Here is a 4709-nt window from a genome sequence, read left to right as displayed (position 1 = left end):
GACGAACGCCTCCAGGAGCGCCTGCCGCTTGTCGGCGAGCACGGCGCGGCGCCGCCCGGACGCGAGGTGCTTGCGCGCCCGGCTGACGAGCTGCCGCGCGGCGGCCTGCGAGAGCTGGACGATCTCCGCGATGTCGGCGTAGGCGTACTCGAACGCCTCGCGCAGCACATAGGCGGCGCGCTCGGTGGGCGTGAGCCGTTCGAGCAGCACCAGCACCGCGACGTCGAGGGCCTCGGAACGCTCCGCGCCGAGCGCCGGGTCGTGGCCGGTGTCCGCCGGTTCGGGGAGCGACGGACCCGCGCAGGTCTCGCGCCGGGTGTGGGCGCTGCGCAGCATGTTGATGGCCAGGCGCGTGGTCGTCGTGGTCAGGAACGCGTGCGGGTTCCTGACGACGGACCGGTCCGTGGTGTGCCAGCGGATCCAGGCATCCTGCAGCACGTCCTCGGCCTCGGCCGTCGACCCGAGCATGCGGAAGACGATCCCGAACAGCTGCGGGCGGACCTCGGTGAACACGGCCACCGCCGCGTCGAGCCCCGTACTCCCCGGGCCTGACCTGTCCGGGCCTACCTCCCCCGGCTCGGAACTTCCCGGCTGGGAACAATCCGATTCGGAACAGTCCGGCTCGGAACAATCCGGCTCGAAACTCTCCGGCTCGGAACAACCCGGCTCGGAACAACCCGGCTCTGGGGCACCTGAAGCGGTCATGCCATCACCTCGGGGACGAACGGCTGTCACAGCCGGCGCCCCCGACCGGTCGTACGTGTGAGGCCGATAAAAACACGGCCCGGTCCCCCTGTCCTGCGATGGCCGAGCCGCGATCCGGCATGCGACACCCATCGAGATGCATCGACACCATCGAGCAGCGGACGCGGGTGCCACCCATCAGCAGTCGAACCCACGAACGACCGAACTCACGCGCAACAAACGCAAGGAGACAGACATGAGCGAGCACGTCCTCGAGCCGGCGGCCCAGGCGTTCGCCGACGCGACCGCCAAGCCCCCGCTGCTCTACGAGCTGGGTGTCGAGGGAGCCCGCAAGCTCCTCGACGACGTCCAGGCGGCACCGGTCGACAAGCCCGACGTCGACGAGAAGTGGATCACCGTCCCGGCCGACGTCGGCGACGTCCGGGTGCGCATCGTCAAGCCCCTCGGCACGAACCGCCAGGACAGCCAGGACAGCCAGGACAGCCAGGACAGCCAGAGCACCCAGCACAGCCAGCCCGGCAGGCACAGCGCAACAGGCGGGCCCGACCTCCTGCCGGACCTCCTGCCGGCCGGAGCTCCGGCCGGATCTCCGAACGAGTCGCCGACCGAGTCGCCGGACGGTTCGCAGCCCCTGCTGCCGACCATCCTCTACGTGCACGGCGGCGGCTGGATCCTCGGCAACGCGGGCACGCACGACCGCCTCGTGCGCGAGCTGGCCGTGGGCGTCGGCGCGGCCGTGGTGTTCGTGGAGTACACCCGGTCGCCGGAGGCGCAGTACCCCGTGGCGATCGAGCAGGCGTACGCGACCGCGCAGTGGATCACCCGCGAGGGCGCGGCGGAGGGCCTCGACGCCGCGCGGCTCGCCGTCGTCGGCGACTCGGTGGGCGGGAACATGACCGCCGCCCTGGCGATCCTGGCCAAGCAGCGCGGAGACGTGACCTTCGTGCACCAGTCGATGTACTACCCGGTGACCGACGCCGGGCAGGACACCGGGAGCTACCGCGAGTTCGCCGACGGCCCGCACCTGACGGCCAAGGCCATGGCGTGGTTCTGGGACGCCTACCTGCCGGACCTGGAGCGGCGCGGCGAGATCACCGCGTCCCCGCTGCGGGCCACCGCCGAAGATCTCGCGGGCCTGCCCGAGGCGTTCCTGGTGGTCGACGAGAACGACGTGCTGCGGGACGAGGGCGAGGCGTACGCCCGGCACCTGATCGCCGCCGGCGTCCCGACCACGACGGTCCGCTACAACGGCACGATCCACGACTTCCTGATGCTGAACCCCCTCCGCGGCACCGCGGCCACCACAGCGGCGCTGGAGCAGGCCGTCCACGTGCTGCGCAAGGCCCTGACCAGCGACACCACCAAGACCAGCAAGACCAGCAAGCCCAGCAACACCGACAACACAGCAGCACCGAGCAAGGGAGAGCAGTCATGACCACACCCACCGTCGTCCTGGTCCACGGGGCGTTCGCCGAGTCCTCGAGCTGGAACGCCGTCGTCGGGCACCTGCAGCAGCAGATGATCCCGGTGGTCGCCGCCGGCAACCCGCTGCGTTCCGTCGCGGGTGACGCCCAGTACGTGCGCGACGTCGTCGCCTCCATCCCCGGGCCGGTCGTCCTGGCCGGGCACTCCTACGGCGGCATGGTCATCACCGAGGCCGCCGCGGCGAACCCGAAGGTCGTGGGCCTCGTCTACGTCGCGGCGTTCACGCCGGACACCGGCGAGAACGCGTTCGACCTGTCCGCGAAGTTCCCGGGCAGCACCCTCGGCGGGGCGCTCAAGGCCTACCCGGTCTCGACCGGCGGCAACGAGCTCGCGATCCGCCCGGAGGTGTTCGGCGAGCAGTTCGCCGCCGACGTCGACGCCGACCTCGCCGACCTGATGGCCGCCACCCAGCGGCCGGTGACCGAGGCGGCCCTGACAGACGGCCTGCCCGCGGCCGTGCCGGCGTGGCGCACGCTGCCGTCGTGGGTCGTGTACGGCGAGTCCGACCGCAACATCCCGGCGGAGCTGGTCCGGTTCATGGCCGAGCGCGCAGGCGCCCGTGTGGTGACCGAGGTGCCGGGGGCGTCGCACGCGGTCGCCGTCTCGCACCCGGTCACGGTGGCCGAGACCATCATCGCGGCGGTGCGGGCGACCTCGGACTGACGCGCCGCGACGACACCCGCAGGACGACGCCGGCCGGGAGCCCTCCAGCAGCCCGGCCGGCGTCGGCGCGCTCAGAGCGCGCCCACCACCGACAGGAGCTGGAGCCGTTCGTAGCTCTCCGTCCCCGGGACCGCGGTGAAGACCGTCAGGGCCTGGTTCTGGTCGGGGTCCAGCAGGGTCTGCCCGTGCAGCTCCAGGAGCCCCACGTCGGGATGGTTCATCCGCTTGGGCTCGCAGTACGGGCCGACGACGGGGTGCTCGTCCCACAACGCCGCGAACTCCGGGCTGCGGCCGCGGAGGTTCGCCGCGATCTCTCCCGCCGGGGACCTGGGCCCGGTCTGCGCGTGCAGCGCCGCCAGGCGCGCCGTGAGCGTGCGGCTGTGGCGGCCGTGGTCCTCCTCGGGGACGCGGTCCCGGGCCCGGGGGTCGGTGAACCACCGGTAGGCGCGCACGCGGTCGGGACCGGTGTACGACGTCTCGTCGCCGAGCAGCGCCGCCGCCAGGCGGGTCTGCCGCAGGGTCTCGCCCAGCACGTTCTCGACCTGGGCGGGCGCGTCCGCCAGTCCGTCCAGGATGCGCATCATCCCGGCGTTGATGTGGTCCCCGCGGTGGACCCGGCGGGGCAGCGCGTGCCCCGCCAGCTCCACGAGGCGGTCGCGCTCGTGGAGGGTCAGGTGCAGGCCGTGCGCGATGGCGCCGAGCACCTGCTCCGAGGGCACCGGCCCGCGCTGCTGCTCGATGCGGCTGTAGTAGTCGGCGGAGACGCCGCTCAGCGCCGCCACCTCCTCACGCCGCAGCCCGCTGGTGCGCCGGCGCCGCCCGCGCGGCAGCCCGACGTCCTCGGGCTGGAGCGCCTCGCGCCGGGTCCGGAGGAAGTCGGCCAGCTGCTGGCGGTCCATCGTCGTCTCGCTCTCGTGCTCATGCTGCTCGTGCGCTCGTGCTGCTCGTGTGCTCGTGGTCCTTCGATCACCCCACCGGGCCGTCCGGGAACCGGACGCCGGTCAGGCCTTCGGAGACGTCCCACAGCCGGCTCGCGGCGGCCTCGTCGGTCGCCGCACGGTAGACGCGCTGCGGTGCGGCGCTGCCCGTGAAGTGGCCAACGCCGTCCGGCCCGTAGAACGTCCCGCCCTCCGCCGTGACGTCCGTGACCGCCTGCAAAGCGGGCAGGATCCCCATCTCGACCGGTTGCACCATGACGCCCAGGCCGAGCAGCCGGCGCATGACGGCGTCCATCCGCGGGGGCTCTCCGGTGCTCGTCCCCGTCGTCCCCATGCCAGTGCCAGTTCCCGTGCCAGTGCCAGTGCCAGTGCCCAGAGCCGGGCCCGCCGCGTACAGGCCCGTGTAGGTGGTGCCGGGGTGCGCCGCGTTGCTCACGATGCCCCAGCCGTGTGCCCGGCTGCGCCGGTCCAGCTCGAGCGCGAACATGAGCTGGGCGAGCTTGGAGAAGTTGTAGGCCCGCACGGGCGAGTAGGCACGCTCGCTGTTCAGGTCGGCCCAGTCGATCGCGCCGAACCGCGCCGCGGCGCTCGACATCGTGGTCACGCGGGCTCCGCCGGGCCGGCCGTCGGACGTGCCCGAGCCGGACGCCCGCAGCAGCGGCAGCAGCCGTCCCACGAGTGCCATGTGCCCCAGGTGGTTGGTGCCGAGCTGGAGCTCGAAGCCGTCCGCGGTCGTGTGCCGGGTCGGCGGCGTCATCACCCCGGCGTTGGCGACCAGCAGGTCGATCGGCCGACCGTCGGCCAGCAGGTCGTCCGCGAGCGCCGCGACCGAGTCCAGGGAGGCGAGGTCGAGCGGCCGGGTGCCGACGACGGCGTCCGGCACCGCGGCCCGTAGTCGCGCGACGGCGGCCTCGCCCT

At 72.9% G+C, this 4709-nt stretch carries 5 protein-coding genes; 2 read left to right on the top strand and 3 right to left on the bottom strand.

The annotated features are described in order from the left end of the window. Positions 1 to 513 (bottom strand): sigma-70 family RNA polymerase sigma factor (locus PROKR_RS07595; RefSeq protein WP_245605740.1); only part of this gene is annotated, 513 nt, incomplete at its 3' end. Between the two features lie 427 nt (positions 514 to 940). Here PROKR_RS07595 and PROKR_RS07590 point away from each other — a divergent pair. Next, on the top strand, positions 941 to 2140 hold the full coding sequence (locus PROKR_RS07590; RefSeq protein WP_036961484.1) for an alpha/beta hydrolase: 1200 nt from the start codon (positions 941 to 943) through the stop codon (positions 2138 to 2140). Further along, complete coding sequence (locus PROKR_RS07585) at positions 2137 to 2853, top strand: alpha/beta fold hydrolase (protein WP_036961481.1); 717 nt, start codon at positions 2137 to 2139, stop codon at positions 2851 to 2853. The genes PROKR_RS07590 and PROKR_RS07585 overlap by 4 nt, the downstream gene beginning before the upstream one ends. A gap of 71 nt (positions 2854 to 2924) precedes the next feature. Here the strand turns inward: PROKR_RS07585 and PROKR_RS07580 are convergent, their stop codons facing one another. Next, complete coding sequence (locus PROKR_RS07580) at positions 2925 to 3752, bottom strand: helix-turn-helix transcriptional regulator (protein WP_036961480.1); 828 nt, start codon at positions 3750 to 3752, stop codon at positions 2925 to 2927. Positions 3753 to 3819: 67 nt separating this feature from the next. Then, the coding region (locus tag PROKR_RS07575; protein WP_036961479.1) for an SDR family oxidoreductase at positions 3820 to 4709 on the bottom strand (890 nt) is incomplete at its 5' end.

The organism is Promicromonospora kroppenstedtii DSM 19349 (assembly GCF_000515355.1).
GTDB lineage: Bacteria > Actinomycetota > Actinomycetes > Actinomycetales > Cellulomonadaceae > Promicromonospora > Promicromonospora kroppenstedtii.
The sequence above is the reverse complement of the archived record's forward strand: the minus strand, read 5'-3'. Positions and strand labels throughout refer to the sequence as shown.